Here is a 17,988-nt window from a genome sequence, read left to right as displayed (position 1 = left end):
AGTTTCAGACGGCCTTTATTCGGATTAAACCTTACTTAGCATCTTTAAACCCGCGTTTCAAATGCACCATCAGCAATGCGACGGCGGCAGGCGTGACGCCGGAAATGCGGCTGGCTTGGCCGACGGTTTCGGGTTTGTGCTGGTTGAGCTTTTGCTGCACTTCTGCCGACAAACCTTTGACTTTGCTGTAATCGATATCCTCTGGCAGCTTTAAGGTTTCGATGTCGCGGCGGCTGTCGATTTCTTCGTTTTGGCGGTCGATATAGCCTTGGTATTTGACTTGGATTTCGACTTGTTCGACCACGCTGTCGGCAAGTGCGGTTTCAGGTTGGGCGTCGGGCAGGGTCATCAGTGCGGCGTAGTCGAGGTTCGGACGGCGCAGGAGGTCGTGCAGGTTGGCTTCGCGGCTGAGTTTTTGGCCGAATACGCGCAGCTGCTCTTCTTCGGCGAGTTTTTGCGGTGTGTACCACGTTGTTTTCAAACGTTGGATTTCGCGCTCGATGGCTTCGCGTTTTTCGTTAAACATGCGCCATTGTTCTTCACCCACCAAGCCGATTTTGTAGCCGTCTTCGGTCAGGCGCATGTCGGCGTTGTCTTCCCTGAGTTGCAGGCGGTATTCGGCACGGCTGGTGAACATTCGGTAGGGCTCGTTCACGCCTTTGGTAATGAGGTCGTCCACCAATACGCCGAGATAGGCTTGTTCGCGGCGCAACAGGAGCGGGTCTTGTTCGCGGACGTATTGCACGGCGTTTGCGCCTGCGAGCAGGCCTTGTGCGGCGGCTTCTTCGTAACCGGTGGTGCCGTTGATTTGTCCGGCGAAGAAGAGGCCTTGGATGGTTTTGGTTTCGAGGCTGGCTTTGAGGTTGCGCGGATCGAAATAGTCGTATTCGATGGCGTAGCCGGGGCGCAGGATATGGGCGTTTTCAAGGCCTTTCATGCTGCGCACAAGGGCGATTTGGATGTCGAACGGCAGGCTGGTGGAGATACCGTTAGGATAGTATTCGTGCGTGGTCAGGCCTTCGGGTTCGAGGAAAATCTGATGGCTGTCTTTGTCGGCGAAGCGGTTGATTTTGTCTTCGATAGACGGACAATAACGCGGACCCACGCCTTCGATTTTGCCGGTAAACATCGGGCTGCGGTCGAAGCCTGAGCGGATGATGTCGTGGGTTTGCGTGTTGGTATGCGTAATCCAGCAAGACACTTGGCGCGGGTGCATATCGGTGCTGCCGCGTACGGACATTACGGGAACGGGTGTGTCGCCGGGCTGTTCGGTCAGTTGGGAGAAATCAATCGTGCGTCCGTCGATACGCGGAGGCGTGCCGGTTTTCAGACGGCCTTGAGGCAGGTTCAATTCGCGCAAACGGCCACCCAAGGATTTGGCGGCTGGATCGCCGGCGCGGCCGCCTTCGTAGTTTTCCAAACCGATATGGATTTTGCCGGACAAAAACGTGCCGGCGGTCAACACGACGGCGCGTGCTTTAAACTCCACACCCATCGCGGTAACCACGCCGCTGATGCGTTCGCCGTCGAGTGTTACGTCTTCGACGGCTTGTTGGAAAAGGTCGAGGTTTTCTTGGTTTTCCAACATTTCGCGGATGGCGGCTTTATATAGGATACGGTCAGCCTGCGCACGCGTGGCTCGCACTGCCGCACCTTTGCTGGCGTTCAAGCGGCGGAACTGGATACCGGATTTATCGGTGGCCAACGCCATCGCGCCGCCCAATGCGTCGAGTTCGCGCACGAGGTGGCCCTTGCCGATACCGCCGATGGAGGGATTGCACGACATTTGGCCGAGGGTTTCGATGTTGTGTGAGAGCAGCAGGGTTTGCGCACCCATGCGTGCGGCGGCAAGCGCGGCTTCGGTACCTGCATGGCCGCCACCGACGACAATCACGTCGTAGGTTTTGGGGTAAATCATGTAAGTCATGTTTATGTGTTCTGTAAAGGTTTCAGACGGCCTTTTGTTGATCAGGCCGTCTGAAAAGTGGAATCAAATCTTAAAAAACCAAGCTTAGAAGGTATAGCCTGTTTCCAATTCGTCATCGCCGACCAATTCGACCAGCAACGCATAGAGCGGCGCCAAATCGTTGTAACGGCGGGATACGCGGCGCAAATAGTTCAAGAAGCGCGGAATTTCAGGACGGTATTTGTCTTTGCCGTCGCGGTAGTACAGGCGGGCAAAAATACCGGCCACTTTCAAATGGCGTTGTACACCCATCCATTCAAACCAGCGGTAGAACTCGTCAAACTCGGCAGGTACAGGCAGCTGGGCAGCGCGTGCTTTTTCCCAGTAACGGATGACCAAGTCCAATACAAATTCTTCTTCCCATTCGATAAATGCATCGCGCAGCAGCGACACCAAATCATAGGAAATCGGGCCGTAAAGCGCGTCTTGGAAGTCCAACACGCCCGGGCGGCCTTTTGCCAGCATCAGATTGCGGACGATAAAGTCGCGGTGGACATACACTTTGGGCTGAGCCAATAGGGGCGGCAACAGCGTATCGACGGTTTGCTGCCACAACTGGCGTTGCTTGAAGGTCAGCTCGCGGCCCAATTCTTTGGCCACAAACCATTCGGGGAATAAATTAATCTCGCGCAGCATGACTTCGCGGTCGTATTCCGGTAGTTTGCCGGGTTGGCTGGCTTTTTGCAGTTCGATCAGTTCGTCGATGGCTTCGAGCAGCAGGGCTTTATGGGCGGTTTCACTGTTTTCCTGATTCATGGCGGTCAGGAATGTGGTATTGCCCAAATCGTTCAATACCATAAAGCCCAACGCTTCATCCACATGAAGCACTTGCGGCACATTGACCATGTTAAACAGTTTTTGCACTTTCAAATACGGCGCAACACTCATCTTCTCAGGAGGCGCATCCATACAGATAACGGTCTGGCCGTCTGAAAACGTCGCACGGAAATAACGGCGGAAGTCGGCATCGGCTGCCGCAAAGCTCAATTCGAACGGCTGGTTCGGGTAAACAGACTCCAGCCAGTTTTGTAATTCGGTTTGTCGTTGCATAGCGGTATCGCAGAATTTCAGGTTACAATAACCGCTATTCTAACTGGCAAACCGATTTAAGGGGCGATTTTGGCTCGTTTATTTTCACTCAAACCCTTGGTACTCGCCTTAATTATGGGCTTTGGCGCAACAGCCGTGCGCGCGGAAGATGCTTCTGTTCCGCAGGCGGAAGACTATACCCCTGCCCACGCCGCCTCATCCAAACCGGCAAAAACCAGCCAAAGCGAAGCCGATCCGCTTTCCTTGGGCAGCACTTGCCTGTTTTGCGACCACGAAGATACCAAGCCGGCCGAAACTGCCGAAATAAAACGCAGCGGCGAGCCTGCCCTGCCCGCCGACTACACCCGCGTTAACGCCGATAAAATAGAAGGTCAGACCCAGGTCGGCGTCCGTGCCGAAGGCGACGTTATTGTCGAGCGCAATGCCGACGTTCTCAACGCCGATTGGGCGCAATACGACCAAGCCACCGATACCATTACCGCCGGCGACCGTTTTACCCTGTATCAAAACGGTTCGACCGTATCCGGCGACCAATTGGTTTACAACCTCAAAGACCAAACCGGTTCCGGCACTGCCGTACGCCTCAATACCGAACAAGGCGGCCGCCGCCTTCAAAGTGTCAGCGAAAAAGCCGAACTCAAAGGCAAAGGCCTCTACAAACTCATCAACACCAAATTCAACACCTGTTCGCCCGGCGATGCCAGCTGGTATATCCAAGCGCAAAGCATTGAAGCCGATGAATCGACAGGTATCGGCGTGGCCAAACACGCTTCGCTCGTATTCGGCGGCGTCCCTGTCCTCTACACGCCTTGGGCGGACTTCCCCATCAACGGCAACCGCAAAAGCGGCCTGCTCGTTCCGACCATTGCCACAGGTTCAGACGGCCTTGATCTGAGCCTGCCCTACTATTTCAACCTTGCGCCGAATTTGGATGCCACCATCCGCCCGGGCATCATCAGCAAACGCGGCGTGCAACTGGGCGGCCAAGTCCGTTATCTGCAACCGAATTACAGCGGCGAAGTCGATGGCGACTGGATGCCGAACGACCAAAAAAGCGTCCACAACAACCGCTACCAGTTCAAATGGAAACACCAGCAGCAGCTGAACAGCAAAATCAGCGGCGGTATCAACTACAACCAAGTTTCCGACAACGATTACTACCGCGACTTCTACGGCCGCGAAGACATCGCGCGCAACGTCAACCTCGACCGTCAGGCATGGCTCAATTACAGCGACAAACTGTTGGGCGGCAGCTTCGACGGCTCGTTGCGCGTACAAAAATATCAAACGCTGGCCAACCAAGACGGTTATAAAGACGAGCCTTATGCCATCATGCCCCGCCTGACCGGCCGTTGGCAAAGCCATATCGGCAAGGCTCAGCTCAACGTATTAGGCCAATTCACCCACTTTGACCACGACACCAAGCAAGACGGCAGCCGCGTGGTACTCTACCCGAGCGTCAAATGGGACTTCCACAACCAATGGGGCTACATCCGGCCTAAAGTCGGCGTACATGCCACTTATTACAGCCTCAACAGCTTCAACGGTCAAAGCGGCCGCAATGTCAGCCGTGTCCTGCCGATTATCAACGTCGACAGCGGCCTGACTTTCGAGCGCAGGGCCCGACTCTTCGGCGGAGAATACCTGCAAACGCTTGAACCGCGCCTGTTTTACAACTACATTCCGACCAAATCCCAAAACGACCTGCCTAATTTCGACAGCTCCGAAAACAGCTTTAGCTACTCGCAGCTGTTCCGCGAAAACCTGTATTCAGGCAACGACCGCATCAATTCGGCCAACAGCCTGACGCTGGCCACACAAAGCCGTATCCTCAGCCCCAACACCGGTGCGGAACTCTTCCGTGCAGGCATCGGCCAGAAGTTTTATTTCAAAAAAGACAACGTCCTGCCTGACGGCAACGTCAGCAATTATCCGCGCAGCCAATCCGACTGGGTAGCCTTTGCACACGGCAACATTACCCCGAGCATCCGCATCGACTTGGACATCCACTACAACCAAAACCAAAGCCGTGCCGAAAGCTACGCCGCAGGGATTGCCTACAACCCCGAACCCGGCAAAGTCTTAAGCGCGCGCTACAAATACGGACGCAACGAGCGCATCTATCTGCAAGTCAACGGCGACTATTTCTACGACAGGCTCAGCCAAATCGACCTTGCCGCCCAATGGCCGTTGAGTAAAAACCTGTACGCCGTTGCCCGTTACAACTACGAAATCGAAGCCAAAAAACCGCTGGAAATGCTCATCGGTGCAGAATACAAAAGCAACTGCGGCTGCTGGAGCGCAAGCTTGGTCGGCCAACGCTATGTTACCGGCGAAAACAGCCACAAAAACGCCGTATTCTTCAACCTACAACTCAAAGACTTGAGCAATATCGGCAACAACCCATTCGAAAAACTCCGCTTAGCCATCCCCGGTTACAGCAAAACCAACGAGGTAGTCAAACAATGAACTTCAAACCCCTGATTCTCGTCGCCGCACTCACTCTCGCAGTAGGCGCACACGCCGCCCCTAAAGCCAAAGCAGGCAAAGCGCGCGCAGACAAAGCAGCTGCCGTCAGCGCCACCACCATACCTGCCGTACAAAGCGGCGTACATCTTTCAGACGGCATTGCCGCGGTTGTCGACAACGAAGTCATTACCCACCGCCAAGTAGCGCAAGCCGTAGCACAAGCGCGTCAAACCATGCCAAAAGGCACACAAATGGACGCCAACGAGCTGCGCCAACAGGTTTTGGCACAAATGATCAACCAATCCCTGATCCTCCAAGCCGGCAAACGCCGCAACATCCAAGCGACCAATAGCGAAATCGAAGCCGTTATCGCGCACAACCCCAACATCAAAAATCCGTCTGCCTCCGTCCGTCAAGACATCGCCGACAGCATTATTGTTGAAAAAGTGCGCCAACAAGCCATCATGCAAAACAGCCGCGTGAGCGACTCCGAAGTGGCACGCTACATCGAGCAGGCCAAACAACAAGGCGTCACCCTGCCTGAAGCAGACCCTGTGCGCCAATACCATGCCCAACACATCCTCATTAAAGCCGACAACGACAATGCCGCCGTCGGCGCAGAAAGCACCATCCGCAAAATCTACTCACAAGCCCGCAGCGGCGCAGATTTCGGCGGTTTGGCACGCCAATACTCGCAAGACAGCAGCGCCGGCAACGGCGGCGACTTGGGCTGGTTTGCCGACGGCATGATGGTTGCCCCATTTGAAGAAGCCGTCCACAAACTCAAACCCGGCCAAATCAGCGCCCCTGTCCGCACCCAATTCGGCTGGCACATCATCAAGCTGAACGACGTCCGCGAAGCAGGTACGCCTGAAGAGCGCCAACAAAACGCCGTCCGCCAATACCTGTCCCAACAAAAAGCGCAACAGGCGACCACCAACCTCCTGCGCGAACTGCACAGCAGCTCCTACGTTGACGTACGCTAATCGCGCGTATTGTTAAAAAGGCAGAAATCCGTACAATAAGGCCGTCTGAAAACCATTGTTCAGACGGCCTTTTCCCTTAAGCAACCCACTGATTAAAGCACCCCATCATGTCCATCCGTCCTAACTGGCAAGCCGCCACCCTGCTGCAAGCCGAAGAAACCGCCCTTACTTCCGCCCACACCGGCCGCACCTACCGCATTCAAACCGCGGCTCTCGGCGAGCGTCCTGCAGGTGGCTATCCCGTGCTGTATATTCTTGACGGGGATGCCTTTTTCCCTGCCATCCTCAATATGGCGCAATCCCTGCTCATCAACCCCATCACCAAAAGCCATGCCGCCTGTCTGATTGTCGGCATCGGCTACACCGGCGGCACCATCCGCGACTTAAGCCAACGCGCACTCGACTACACGCCACCGCTGCCCGACAACGCGCCCGAATCCGAACGCAAACAATACGGCCAAGCCGACCGCTTCAGCCGCTTTATCGATGACGAACTCTCCGCCCTGCTCGACAGCAAATACCGCATCGATACCCAAAACCAAGCCGTCTTCGGCCATTCGTTCGGCGCCTTGTACGGCCTCTATTCCCTGTTCACCCACCCCGAACGCTTCCGCCATTATTTGCTGGTGTCGCCGTCTATCTGGTGGCAAGACCGCCGCGTACTCGATTGGCTGCCCGGCACATTGCCGCAAGGAATCGGCATCCGCCTCGGTGCAGGAGAACATGAAGGCAGAAACAACCGCCCCGACCAAACCAGCCGCGGCATGGTTGCACAAGCCAAAATCCTTGGCGGCACTTTGCACCACCTCGGCGCAGACGTCCGCTTTACCCTCTACCCCAACGCCAATCACGGCAACGCCCCGTTTTACGCCCTGACCGACAGCATCGAATATTTGCGCAACGCATGGCAGCGTTAAAACAGGTTTGCCAAACATTAAGGCCGTCTGAAACGCAAACTTAGAAGCGTATTGAACCTATCGGATCAATTTGAAATCCTCTAAAATCCAATCAAAAAAGGCCGTCTGAAATCCATTGTTCAGACGGCCTTTGATATATGGTTTGCCAATCAGCCATTATCCCTGCTTTTTCCATTCCAAAGCCAAATCATACAGCGCCTTTTTATTCTCGCCGGTAATCTTGGCGGCAAGCTCGGCGGCTTGTTTGGTCGGCAACTCGGCCGCAAGGATTTTCATGGTGTTTTGTGCTGCTTCAGACAAATCGCTGTGTTTCTCTTTTACCGCAGGGTGCAACACTAGCACCATCTCACCGCGCGTTTGGTTGCTGTCGTTTTTAAGGGCGGCTTGGATTTCGGCAACCGTGCCGCTGAGGAAGGTTTCAAACGTTTTGGTGATTTCGCGCGCCAAAGTCAAACGGCGTTCGGGGAACTGCGCGGCCATATCCGCAAGGCTTGCTTCGATACGGTGCGGCGTTTCAAACATCACAATCGGAAAATCGGCTTCCGCCCATTTGGCCATCAGCTTTTGGCGTTCGCCGGCCTTAGGCGGCAGGAAACCGTTGAAGTAAAAATCGGATTCCGTCACACCGGCCACGCTCAACGCCCCCATGACCGCGCTTGCGCCGACCACAGGCACCACTTTAAATCCGGCTTCGCGCACGCGGGCGACAAGTTTCGCACCCGGATCGCACACCGCTGGCGTACCCGCATCCGAAACTTGGGCGACGCTCAGGCCGTCTGAAAGATGGGCGATGATTTTGTCGGCCATTTGCTGCTCGTTGTGTTCGCGCACGCTCACAAGTTTGCCCTGAATGCCGTACGCACTCAAAAGCTGGGCGGTAACACGGGTGTCCTCGGCGCAGATTATATCGGCCTTTTGCAGCACGGCCAGCGCGCGCAGCGTTATGTCGGCTAAATTGCCGATGGGTGTGGCGACAACGTATAATGTCTGTTTTTCGATGCTGTCGACGGCTTTTTGCAGGTGTTTTGTGTACATAGATTCAAGGCCGTCTGAAACGGCGTCTCTTTAAAAACAATAATTATATAACGGGTAAACTTTTCATGCGCTTAAACCACAAACAGGGGGCGGCGGCCGAAGATGCGGCACTGGCGTTCCTGCTGGGCAAAGGCTGCTCGCTGCTGGCACGGAACTGGCATTGCGCCTACGGCGAAATCGATTTAATCGTCAAAAACGGCGGTACGATTGTGTTTGTTGAAGTAAAATACCGCAAAAACCGAGGTTTCGGTGGTGCCGCATACAGCATCTCACCGTCCAAATTATTGAAATTGCAACGAAGTGTAGAGTATTATCTGCAAAAGCACGGGTTAAACCATGCGCCCTGCCGCCTGGACGCGGTACTGATCGAGGGCGACGGCCCGCCCGAATGGATTCAAAATATTACAGGTTAACCTCATGACAACATTACAAGAACGCGTTTCCGCACATTTTGCCGAGAGCATCCGCGCCAAGCAGGAAGCTGAAAAAGTACTGGTCGAGCCGACCGCACAGGCCGCCGAGCTGATGCTGCAATGCCTGATGAACGACGGCAAAATCCTGGCCTGCGGCAACGGCGGTTCGGCTGCCGACGCGCAACACTTCGCCGCCGAAATGACCGGCCGTTTTGAAAAAGAACGTATGGAATTGGCTGCTGTCGCGCTGACGACGGACACTTCCGCCCTGACCGCCATCGGCAACGACTACGGTTTCGACCACGTATTCAGCAAACAAGTGCGCGCGCTCGGACGTGCCGGCGACGTATTGGTCGGCATCTCCACCTCCGGCAATTCCGCCAACGTCATCGAAGCCATCAAAGCGGCACACGAACGCGACATGCACGTCATTGCCATGACCGGACGCGACGGCGGCAAAATCGCCGCCATGCTCAAAGATACCGACGTTTTGCTCAACGTCCCTTATCCGCGCACCGCCCGCATTCAGGAAAACCATATCCTGCTGATACACGCCATGTGCGACTGTATCGACTCCGCCCTGCTTGAAGGCATGTAACCCTTTCTTTTCAGACGGCCCATCCCTTAAAGGCCGTCTGAACGCCCACCCGTCCATACCCAAGGAAAAGGATATGAAGAACATCAAACGCTACGCCCTCCCCGTTCTGACAGCGACCCTCTTGAGCCTGAGTCTGAGCGGCTGCGTCGGCGCACTGATCGGCGGTGCAGCCGTCGGCACCAAATCCGCCGTCGACCGCCGCACCACAGGCGCGCAAACCGACGACAACGTTATGGCCTTGCGCGTCGAAACCACCGCACGCTCCTACCTGCGCCAAAACAACCAAGTCGAAGGCTACAAACCCAAACTGAACGTTGTCGGTTACAACCGCCACCTGCTCCTGCTCGGCCAAGTAGCCACCGAAGGCGAAAAACAATTTGTTGAACGCATCGCCCGTTCCGAACAAGCCGCAGAAGGCGTGTACAACTACATTACCGTCGCCTCGCAAGCGCGTTCGCTCGGCGACGTGACCAACGACACCTGGGGCACATCCAAAGTCCGCGCCGCCCTGTTGGGCCTCAGCCCGGCCACCCAGGCGCGTGTCAAAATCGTAACTTACGGCAACGTGACCTATGTCATGGGTATCCTCACGCCCGACGAGCAAGCCCGCGTGACCCAAAAAGTCAGCACGACCGTCGGCGTACAAAAAGTCGTTACCCTCTATCAAAACTACGTTGCCAACTGATTCACAGGCAATTCAGGGCCGTCTGAACATTCAGACGGCCATCCCACCAACTATTACCTGACCCATCATGTCAAAAAATAATAAAGCCCCTTTCCAACTTAAACCCAAACACTTAGTCCGCGCATTCTTCCTTGTCAGCTTCGTCGCCGTCGCCGCCCTTGTCGCCGGCGTATTCAGCACCCTAAACTCCGGCAAAACCGACCTGCCTGCAAAAAATCCGGCCGAACAAAACGACACACGCATTGAAGTTTGGCGTCCCAACGGCGCAGTCGAACCTGAAACCGTTCAGCCTACCAAAGACAGCGACGCAAAAACCGCCTCCGGCAACCCGATTGTTCCCCAAACCGAAAAAAGCGACAACGCCGAAGAAGGTGCAAAAAACGACCGCCCCACTACACACCGCAGCAAACGCACAGAAAACAAACGCGCTGAAGCCGACAAATCAGAAAACACACCATCCGACAACAGCAATTCTGCCGCTCCAAACAAACCTCAAGCAGACAGCCAGCCGGTAGCAAACAAAGCCGCAGACAGCAAACCTGCCGCACAAGCGGTAGAAAACAAACCGGCAAAAGCCAAAGCCCCCGAGTCCAAACCGACTCCGAAAGCCGAACCTGAGGCCAAACCACAAACCAAACCGCGCAATAAAGACAATCTCGACAACCTGTTTTAAACAGACGGCACACCCGTCCCGTTCAGACGGCCTCCATGCCGTCTGAAACAAGAAGGAAACCTCATGGACAAAGTCATCATCAAAACCCCCGAAGAAATCGAAAAAATGCGCGAACTCGGCCGCTTGGTCGCCGAAGCCCTCGATTACATCGGCCAATTCGTCAAACCCGGCGTAACCACCAACGAAATCGACAAACTCGTTTACGACTACCACGTCAACGTTCAAGGCGGTTATCCAGCCCCCCTCAACTACGGCAACCCGCCCTATCCGAAATCCTGCTGCACCTCCGTCAACCACGTTATCTGCCACGGCATTCCCGATGACAAGCCGCTGAAAGAAGGCGACATCGTCAACATCGACCTGACCATTAAAAAAGACGGTTTCCACGGCGACTCCAGCCGTATGTTTACCGTCGGCAAAGTCTCCCCGATTGCCCAACGCCTGATCGACGTGACCCACGCCTCCATGATGGCGGGTATCGAAGCGGTCAAACCCGGCGCCACCCTCGGCGATGTCGGCTATGCCTGCCAACAGGTTGCCGAAAATGCCGGCTACTCCGTCGTACAGGAATTCTGCGGACACGGCATCGGCCGCGGCTTCCACGAAGCGCCGCAAGTGGTTCACTACGGCCGCAAAGGTGAGGGCCTCGTCCTCAAACCGGGCATGATTTTCACCATCGAGCCGATGATCAACCAAGGAAAACGCCATCTGCGCATCCTGAACGACGGTTGGACAGTGGTCACCAAAGACCGCTCACTCTCCGCCCAGTGGGAACACGAAGTTTTGGTTACCGAAACCGGCTACGAAATCCTTACCATCAGCCCTGCCAGCGGTAAGCCTTAACCTTGAAAAAACCTTCAGGCCGTCTGAAAACATAGATTCAGAAGGCCTAAAATTTATTCGCATTCTCAATCCAGAAAACCGAATAAAAACTCGAAATTAAGTTTTTACCCATATTGAATTGTTTAATTATGTAAAAATTTGCTTATGCCATATCTAAGATAAACGCATAATTTAATGATTTATATAACAAAATTTTACTGAAATAATGAATTAAGAAATATTTACACAAATTATGGCAGACAGCAGAAAACTTCTTTCGAATATACTGTCTAATTATCTAGATCAGCCATTTGCAATACGCCCACATATCACCCCAAAAAACAATAGGGAAAAGGATGCCGGCATTCTTGCAGACCTTTTTTATGCCTAATGGCATACACTAAATACCACAATAAGGAAGATTCATGAAATCGTTCGAAAAAATTGAAAATATCCGCGATATCCGTAAAAAACTCGGCCTGAACCAAATGGACTTCTGGAGTCGCATTGGTGTGACTCAATCCGGTGGTTCCCGTTACGAATCAGGCCGCAACATGCCTAAACCTGTACGCGAATTGCTGCGTTTGGTACACATCGAGCGCGTAGATTTGGCTAAAGTAAACCGTGACGACTTGGCCGTTGCGTCCTTACTGAAAAACCGCGACCCTGAGTTGTACGCTTCTCTGAAAAAAGAAGCCAAAGCCGACAAAGGCAAATAATCAAGCTATTCAAAAGGCCGTCTGAAACTCTTTTCAGACGGCCTTTTTACTTTCTACACCCTGAGGGCATGTCTGCATACATACCCTTTTTCATTTACGGCTGATACTGTTTGAAATAGTCCAACACGGTTTGCGGCAGCCATTGCAGATTCAGACGGCCTTGATCACTGCTGACAAAGCCGACATGACCGCCGTATGCCGGTTGCAGCAGCGTAACAGCCGAGGACACGTCCCGCCAGGTCGGCAGGGCTTCCGGCGGCAGGAAAGGGTCGTTGACGGCATTAAGCAACAGCAACGGCGTATCCACGCCTTTCAGGAACGGCTTGCAGGAATTGCGGCGGTAGTAATCGTGGCGGTCGGCAAAACCGTGTAGCGGCGCGGTAAAGCGGTCGTCAAAATCGCCAAGCGTTTTGCAGTTTTGCTGGCTTAAGGCCGTCTGAAACCGGGGAATCGCTCGGGCTTTCGGCAACAGTGAATTTAAAAAATAGCGCGTGTAAATCAAGCGCGTCATGCCTTGGTCAAAACGCGTACCGGCCGCCACGGCATCAACCGGCGCGGAAACGACGGCAGAAGCGCGCGGAACGGCATTGCTGCCCTGCTCGCCCAAATATTTGGCCAAGGCATTGCCCCCCAAAGAAACGCCGACGGCGTAGATGGTTGAATAGCGTTGTGCCAGCGTGTTGAGCATAAAGGCGATTTCGGGCGTATCGCCGAGATGGTAGAACACAGGTGCGGTGTTTGCTATGCCGCCGCAACTGCGGAAATGGGCAACCACGCCGTTCCAACCGCGCTGCTGTACGGCTTTCATCAATTCGACCGCGTAATGGCTCTCGCTGCTGCCTTCCAGTCCGTGGAACAAAACCACTAACGGCGCATCGGGGTCGGCGCTGTCGACAAAATCGTAGGCAACTTGGGTTTTGCCGGTGCTGTCGGGCAGAAGCTCGCGGCGGTAGTCGGGCGCCTTGCCTTGCAGCAGCTTGGCAAACAGGGTGTCGGCATGGCCGTTTCTGAGCCAATAAGGCGTGTTGGGTGAACGTGTATTCATGATTTATTTCTTCTATTTTTCAGACGGCCTGAAGATGAGCATATACACCAGCAAGGCAGTCAGCGTGCCGTTTGTCCAACCTGCCCAAACGTCGGTGGGATAATGCACGCCCAAATAAATGCGCGAAAACCCGGTCAACAGGGCAAAGGAAATACCGCCTATCCAAGCGGCGCGGCGGTAGCGCGTGCGGCGGCAAAGCAATATCAGCATGACGGCAATGGCGGCGGAAAACGTACTGTGGCCGCTGGGGAAGGAAAAATTGCTCTCTTCAATTAGGCGCGGCCAAAGCAGCGGACGTTCGCGGGCAAACCAAACCTTCACAATCAGCATATTCAAAGTCGGCACCAATGCCGCCAACACGCAAAACAGTGCCTCGCGCTTCTTATCGGCAAAATACAGGGCTGCGGCGACTGCGCCGATCAGCGGCACGGCAATCGCGGTTTTGCCCAGATAGTGCAACACAGTGGCAATCGGGTCAAAACATGTGCCCGCATGGGCATGGATGGCGTGCATCAGCGGCGGCTCAAAAGCAAAGCCGCCATATTGCGCCAGCCAAATGCCGATGATGAGGGTCGGCGGCAAAAACAGCAAAGAAGCGAAAGCCAGTGCGCGTTTGGCTTGGGCCGGAGACAAGTGCATTATTCCACCGTTTCTTTCAAAGTCGCGCCAATCGCCTGCAAACCCTGCAACGCATCTTCCCACGCCGCATCCAGCAAGCGGCAGGCCTCGCCTTCCGCTTTGATGCCGAACTCGATATGCGGCGGAGTATAATGGCCGTCTGAATCGGTACGGCCCACGGTGGGCAGGCTGTACGAACGGATACCGGCGTAGGTACGCTCAAGATGTTCCATAATCGGCGTAATGCGCGATTCGGGTTGGTTGAACACATACACGCTGCGGCTACCGCATTCGGTTTGGTTGAAACGGTCGGCATAATAAGTATTCAAAACCCATTCGGCCATCGGGTGCGCCATCACAGGGAAACCAGGGAAGAAATAATGCTCGCGGATAGAAAATCCGGCGATGTTGTTAAACGGATTGGGCACCAATTCCGCGCCTTCGGGAAAATCTGCCATTTTCAGGCGTTGGGCGTGTTCCGGCGAATCAAGCGGCTCGCCGCGTTTCCGGGTCACGCCTTCGATAAACTTGGCGGCTTCAGGATGGCGGACGACGGGCAAATCCAAAGCAGCAGCCGCGGCTTGACGCGTGTGGTCGTCGGGCGTGGCACCGATGCCGCCGGTAACAAACGTCGGTATGCCGTCTGAAAAGCTGCGGCGCAGTTGCCTGACCAGTAAATCGGGTTCGTCGGGTAGATATTGCACCTGATTGAGCTTCAGCCCTTTGGATTCGAGCAGGGATTTGAAAAAGGCGAAATGCTTGTCTTGACGGCTGCTGTGCAGGATTTCGTCTCCGATGATGATGAGGTTAAAAGCGTTCATGATGAGGTTTCTTTAATACGGCCCTCCGAACATTCAGACGGCCTAATTGCTGACAATGTATTCCATTTATAAGATAATGGTTTCAACTTTTCAAGTCTGGAGAAATCCCAATGAGCCAAAACCATACCATTTTACAAAATCTCCCCATCGGTCAAAAAGTCGGCATCGCCTTCTCCGGCGGTCTTGATACCTCTGCCGCACTGTTGTGGATGAAACTCAAAGGCGCGCTGCCTTATGCCTACACCGCCAACCTCGGCCAACCTGACGAAGACGATTACAACGCCATTCCTAAAAAAGCGATGGAATACGGCGCAGAAAACGCCCGCCTGATTGATTGCCGCGCACAACTGGCACACGAAGGCATCGCCGCCATCCAATGCGGCGCGTTCCACGTTTCCACCGGTGGCATCGCCTACTTCAACACCACGCCTCTGGGCCGCGCCGTGACCGGCACCATGCTCGTTTCCGCCATGAAAGAAGACGATGTGAATATCTGGGGCGATGGCAGTACCTACAAAGGCAACGACATCGAGCGTTTCTACCGCTACGGCCTCTTGACCAATCCCGCGCTGAAAATCTACAAACCTTGGCTCGACCAACAATTTATCGACGAACTCGGCGGCCGCCACGAAATGAGCGAATTTCTGATTGCCAACGGCTTCAACTACAAAATGTCGGTTGAAAAAGCCTACTCTACCGACTCCAACATGCTGGGTGCCACCCACGAAGCCAAAGACTTGGAATTCCTCAACAGCGGCATCAAAATCGTTAAGCCCATCATGGGCGTTGCCTTCTGGGACGAAAACGTCGAAGTTAAACCCGAAGAAGTCAGCGTACGCTTTGAAGAAGGCGTGCCGGTTGCACTAAACGGCAAAGAATACGCCGATCCTGTCGAACTCTTCCTCGAAGCCAACCGCATCGGCGGCCGTCACGGCTTGGGCATGAGCGACCAAATCGAAAACCGCATCATCGAAGCCAAATCACGCGGCATTTACGAAGCCCCGGGCATGGCATTGTTCCACATCGCCTACGAGCGTTTGGTTACCGGCATCCACAACGAAGACACCATCGAACAATACCGCATCAACGGCCTGCGCCTCGGCCGCCTGCTCTACCAAGGCCGCTGGTTTGACAGCCAAGCCCTCATGTTGCGCGAAACCGCCCAACGCTGGGTTGCCAAAGCCATTACCGGCGAAGTCACCCTCGAATTGCGCCGCGGCAACGACTACTCGATTCTGAACACCGAATCGCCTAACCTGACCTACCAACCGGAACGCCTGAGCATGGAAAAAGTCGAAGACGCAGCGTTCACACCGCTCGACCGCATCGGCCAACTGACCATGCGCAACCTCGACATCACCGACACCCGCGCCAAACTGGGTATTTACTCGCAAAGCGGTTTGTTGGCATTGGGCGAAGGCTCTGTATTACCGCAGTTGAATAATAAGGAGTAGAATCAGGGGGCTTTAAAGCCCCCTTATTTTTCAAAGGAATAAAATGAAAGAATATAAAGCCGTCATTTATCAAGAGAACCTGCTTTCCAGTTTGGTTTTCGGCAGCGCCAAAATCAATCCGGTCAAATTCAGCGATTTCCTCAACAGCCACGCTTCGCAAGGATGGAAGGTCGTTACCATGGAAAAAGATCAGCGCCGCATGCTGCTGTTTTTCGTGCGTGAAGCCTACGTCGTCATTTTGGAAAAAGAACATGTTTAAACTCGGCGTCTATGCCTGTCTCGGATTGTTCGTCAGCTGGGTGTTGCTCTTGATTTTGCAACTTTGGTTTTCCTTCATCGATGCCGATATGTTTCTCAAAATCACCCTGACCATGGCAGGTCTTTTCATTATTATTCTGGCCAGCTTACTGGTCATCAGCCAGTATTTTTCCGAAAAGAAAATGAAGGACGACGGATTTATCAACTGATACTACTTCGGGAAGCGCCATGTATGCTTTATCCGAAACCTTGACGCAAAATCCTTGTTTAATAGACAAGGCCGTCTGAAATGTAAGTTTCAGACGGCCTTATTACCCTTCCCAAATTTATCAAATACCATGAAATTCTTTTCTCACTTTTATCTTGAAAATCATATGTATTTCCACGACTACTTGAAATATATCCTGATTTTCGCCGCCCTCGTCATCCTCCTGCTCGCCGTATCGCAATACCTGCGCCACCGCATGGACACCAAATACCGCGACCTGAGCATTATTGCGCTGCTGTTGCTCATCCTCATCTGCGGCACGCAATATCTTTCATACAGCGAGCGTCAAAACTTTGCCGCCGATACTTCGCGCATGGTGGGTTTTCTCAATGCCTTGATTGAAAACCAAAAAGTTGAAAAACAAGACATCATCGTCAACAGCACGCGCCTGTTCAACGGCATGATTATCGGCATCAAAAACCAATACTACGAAGTTCATTTCAATCAAGACTTCTCCGCCTACACGCTGACGCCCATCAATTTGGTCAACAACAATATCGAACTCATCGATAAAGAATAACAGGATATACACACATGGAAGCATACTCCCTGCTCGCCCTCAAACTGCTGATGGGTATTTTAGGTTTGATTTTGCAAATCAACCTCTTAGGTAAAGGCAACCTCGCGCCGACCTCCGCCATGGACCAAGTGCAAAACTATGTACTCGGCGGCATCATCGGTGGCGTGATTTACAGCGACAGCGTCGGCCTGTTGCAATTTTTCCTCGTGCTGATTTTGTGGACGCTGTTGGTCTTGAGCCTGAAATTCATCAAAAACCACAACCGCTGGGTCAAATCCATCATTGACGGCAAATCCGTCTGGGTTATCGTCAACGGCAAAATCCAAACCGATGAATGCATGAAAAACGGCATCAGCGCACACGACCTCATGTTCAAACTCCGCGCCGCCGGCATCTACGAAATCTCTGCCGTCAAACGTGCCGTGATGGAACAAAACGGCCAGCTCGCCGTCATTAAGTACGGCGACGAAAGCCTGCGCTATCCACTGATTACAGACGGCCAAGTTGACCCCGACATCCTCGAAATCATTAAGCGTGATGAAGAATGGCTGCAACAGGAACTTGACCGCCTCCACCTTGAAGCCTCGCAAGTCTATATCGGCGAATACATAGACGGAAAATTGGTGGCACACCGTTATCCTTCTTGATTTGAAAATAGCAGGCCGTCTGAA

At 53.7% G+C, this 17,988-nt stretch carries 20 protein-coding genes; 14 read left to right on the top strand and 6 right to left on the bottom strand.

Annotated elements, in window-relative coordinates; all coding sequences use genetic code 11:
• Positions 1–31 precede the first annotated feature (31 nt).
• A complete protein-coding gene (mnmG, locus tag HMPREF2608_RS02135; RefSeq protein WP_070825820.1) occupies positions 32–1,927 on the bottom strand; it encodes a tRNA uridine-5-carboxymethylaminomethyl(34) synthesis enzyme MnmG in 1,896 nt (631 codons plus the stop codon).
• Between the two features lie 84 nt (positions 1,928–2,011).
• Positions 2,012–3,016 carry an N-acetylmuramate/N-acetylglucosamine kinase AmgK gene (amgK, locus tag HMPREF2608_RS02130; RefSeq protein ID WP_004520257.1) on the bottom strand — a complete coding sequence of 335 codons (1,005 nt, stop codon included), beginning with the start codon at positions 3,014–3,016 and terminating at the stop codon, positions 2,012–2,014.
• A 69-nt stretch (positions 3,017–3,085) separates the two neighbouring features.
• Between amgK and HMPREF2608_RS02125 the strand changes: the two genes are divergently transcribed.
• The 3 genes from HMPREF2608_RS02125 (at position 3,086) to HMPREF2608_RS02115 (ending at position 7,388) form a co-directional block, all read left to right on the top strand.
• Positions 3,086–5,485 carry an LPS-assembly protein LptD gene (locus tag HMPREF2608_RS02125; protein ID WP_349267269.1) on the top strand — a complete coding sequence of 800 codons (2,400 nt, stop codon included), beginning with the start codon at positions 3,086–3,088 and terminating at the stop codon, positions 5,483–5,485.
• Entirely contained in the window at positions 5,482–6,471 is a 990-nt protein-coding gene (locus tag HMPREF2608_RS02120; RefSeq protein ID WP_070825818.1) for a peptidylprolyl isomerase, read from the top strand. Before HMPREF2608_RS02125 ends, HMPREF2608_RS02120 begins: the two co-directional genes overlap by 4 nt.
• Positions 6,472–6,578: 107 nt before the next feature.
• Positions 6,579–7,388, top strand: a complete 810-nt coding sequence (locus tag HMPREF2608_RS02115; protein WP_070825817.1) for an alpha/beta hydrolase — start codon at positions 6,579–6,581, stop codon at positions 7,386–7,388.
• 156 nt (positions 7,389–7,544) lie between these two features.
• Here the strand turns inward: HMPREF2608_RS02115 and rsmI are convergent, their stop codons facing one another.
• Positions 7,545–8,423 (bottom strand): 16S rRNA (cytidine(1402)-2'-O)-methyltransferase, encoded by an 879-nt coding sequence (gene rsmI / locus HMPREF2608_RS02110; RefSeq protein ID WP_070825816.1) that lies wholly within the window; start codon positions 8,421–8,423, stop codon positions 7,545–7,547.
• A gap of 65 nt (positions 8,424–8,488) precedes the next feature.
• Between rsmI and HMPREF2608_RS02105 the strand changes: the two genes are divergently transcribed.
• From HMPREF2608_RS02105 to HMPREF2608_RS02080, 6 genes are all read left to right on the top strand, one after another.
• Positions 8,489–8,836, top strand: coding sequence for a YraN family protein (locus HMPREF2608_RS02105; RefSeq protein WP_049322470.1), 348 nt, complete (start codon positions 8,489–8,491; stop codon positions 8,834–8,836).
• A 4-nt stretch (positions 8,837–8,840) separates the two neighbouring features.
• A complete protein-coding gene (locus HMPREF2608_RS02100; protein WP_070825815.1) occupies positions 8,841–9,434 on the top strand; it encodes a phosphoheptose isomerase in 594 nt (197 codons plus the stop codon).
• 73 nt (positions 9,435–9,507) lie between these two features.
• Positions 9,508–10,119: a BON domain-containing protein gene (locus HMPREF2608_RS02095; protein ID WP_036493677.1), complete on the top strand. Its 612-nt coding sequence runs from the start codon at positions 9,508–9,510 to the stop codon at positions 10,117–10,119.
• 67 nt (positions 10,120–10,186) lie between these two features.
• Positions 10,187–10,792 carry a hypothetical protein gene (locus HMPREF2608_RS02090; RefSeq protein WP_070825814.1) on the top strand — a complete coding sequence of 202 codons (606 nt, stop codon included), beginning with the start codon at positions 10,187–10,189 and terminating at the stop codon, positions 10,790–10,792.
• Positions 10,793–10,855: 63 nt separating this feature from the next.
• A complete protein-coding gene (map, locus tag HMPREF2608_RS02085) occupies positions 10,856–11,635 on the top strand; it encodes a type I methionyl aminopeptidase (protein WP_004520245.1) in 780 nt (259 codons plus the stop codon).
• A gap of 404 nt (positions 11,636–12,039) precedes the next feature.
• Entirely contained in the window at positions 12,040–12,333 is a 294-nt protein-coding gene (locus HMPREF2608_RS02080; RefSeq protein ID WP_003684039.1) for a helix-turn-helix domain-containing protein, read from the top strand.
• 94 nt (positions 12,334–12,427) lie between these two features.
• On the opposite strand, the gene HMPREF2608_RS02075 is transcribed toward HMPREF2608_RS02080, so the two are convergent.
• Genes HMPREF2608_RS02075 through HMPREF2608_RS02065 form a run of 3 tightly spaced genes read right to left on the bottom strand, consistent with a single transcriptional unit; the run spans position 12,428 to position 14,817 of the window.
• Complete coding sequence (locus HMPREF2608_RS02075; RefSeq protein ID WP_070825813.1) at positions 12,428–13,378, bottom strand: YheT family hydrolase; 951 nt, start codon at positions 13,376–13,378, stop codon at positions 12,428–12,430.
• A 12-nt stretch (positions 13,379–13,390) separates the two neighbouring features.
• Positions 13,391–14,017: a phosphatase PAP2 family protein gene (locus HMPREF2608_RS02070; protein WP_070825812.1), complete on the bottom strand. Its 627-nt coding sequence runs from the start codon at positions 14,015–14,017 to the stop codon at positions 13,391–13,393.
• On the bottom strand, positions 14,017–14,817 hold the full coding sequence (locus tag HMPREF2608_RS02065; protein ID WP_070825811.1) for a competence/damage-inducible protein A: 801 nt from the start codon (positions 14,815–14,817) through the stop codon (positions 14,017–14,019). Before HMPREF2608_RS02065 ends, HMPREF2608_RS02070 begins: the two co-directional genes overlap by 1 nt.
• A gap of 110 nt (positions 14,818–14,927) precedes the next feature.
• On the opposite strand from HMPREF2608_RS02065, the gene argG reads away from it, so the two are divergent.
• From argG to HMPREF2608_RS02040, 5 genes are all read left to right on the top strand, one after another.
• Entirely contained in the window at positions 14,928–16,271 is a 1,344-nt protein-coding gene (argG, locus tag HMPREF2608_RS02060) for an argininosuccinate synthase (protein WP_049322465.1), read from the top strand.
• Between the two features lie 43 nt (positions 16,272–16,314).
• Positions 16,315–16,530, top strand: a complete 216-nt coding sequence (locus tag HMPREF2608_RS02055; protein WP_070825810.1) for a DUF4177 domain-containing protein — start codon at positions 16,315–16,317, stop codon at positions 16,528–16,530.
• Positions 16,523–16,738, top strand: coding sequence for a hypothetical protein (locus tag HMPREF2608_RS02050; RefSeq protein WP_070825809.1), 216 nt, complete (start codon positions 16,523–16,525; stop codon positions 16,736–16,738). Before HMPREF2608_RS02055 ends, HMPREF2608_RS02050 begins: the two co-directional genes overlap by 8 nt.
• Before the next feature lie 129 nt (positions 16,739–16,867).
• Entirely contained in the window at positions 16,868–17,317 is a 450-nt protein-coding gene (locus tag HMPREF2608_RS02045) for a DUF3290 domain-containing protein (protein WP_049336847.1), read from the top strand.
• Between the two features lie 14 nt (positions 17,318–17,331).
• The gene (locus HMPREF2608_RS02040; protein ID WP_049336846.1) at positions 17,332–17,964 is read left to right on the top strand and encodes a DUF421 domain-containing protein; all 633 of its coding nucleotides are present in this window, start codon (positions 17,332–17,334) and stop codon (positions 17,962–17,964) included.
• Positions 17,965–17,988 lie beyond the last annotated feature (24 nt).

The sequence above is a fragment of the Neisseria sp. HMSC064D07 genome (genome assembly GCF_001837185.1).
In the GTDB taxonomy this organism is placed as follows: Bacteria; Pseudomonadota; Gammaproteobacteria; order Burkholderiales; family Neisseriaceae; genus Neisseria; species Neisseria flavescens_C.
This window is presented reverse-complemented; position numbering and strand designations above follow the sequence as displayed.